The organism is Lentilactobacillus parabuchneri DSM 5707 = NBRC 107865 (assembly GCF_001435315.1).
Classification (GTDB): domain Bacteria; phylum Bacillota; class Bacilli; order Lactobacillales; family Lactobacillaceae; genus Lentilactobacillus; species Lentilactobacillus parabuchneri.
Genome location: NZ_AZGK01000040.1, coordinates 1 through 634 on the forward strand (window position 1 = coordinate 1; position 634 = coordinate 634).

Genomic DNA, 634 nt, shown 5'->3' on the forward strand with positions numbered 1-634 from the left:
CCTAAAGCCAAAAAGACAGTTTCCCGTTCAACGGAGTACAGAGAAATTAAGACCAACACCAAAGTTAAGAAGACCAAACGGGGCACTAAGTCGGTTAAACAACAGGTGATTCGCAAACAGGTTGTTAATAACACCAAGAAAGGAAAATTAGCTGATCAGACCACTGATAATTCGAATAGCAGCAATCAGGCTGACAGTACCAATTCGACCCAAGCCGATACATCAACCAATGCAGTTACACCAGTGAATACCAATAGTACTACCGCGCAACAAAATACCACTCAGGCTCAGCCAACGATCACGCCGGCAGAAGCCCAAGCAAATCAGGATGCACAAAATCAAAATATCCAGCTCCAGCCTCAGTTAACTCAATCGCAAATTTCCGCCAATAAGGGCCAAGCAATTTACGATATTACGGGGGCTTTTTCTAATGTTGTTGGTCAGGGAACCGCAATTGTTAATTCAATCTGTGAGATTATCTCAACCATTAGAAACTTGCTTTAACTTGATCTGGGATAATGATGATGAAGCCTATCAAGTACAAATATTTGTATAGAGCTTTAAGTTTAGTTGGTATTTCGATAGTGTCGCTGTTGTTGGTTGGGACAACTGGTGCGTCCGCTCATGACCAGAG

General features: G+C 42.4%; 1 protein-coding gene. It reads left to right on the forward strand.

Features of this window, described 5'->3' with window-relative positions; all coding sequences use genetic code 11:
- Positions 1 to 504: RodZ family helix-turn-helix domain-containing protein (locus tag FC51_RS12390; RefSeq protein WP_057911401.1), on the forward strand; the 504-nt coding region annotated here is incomplete at its 5' end.
- Positions 505 to 634: the final 130 nt, after the last annotated feature.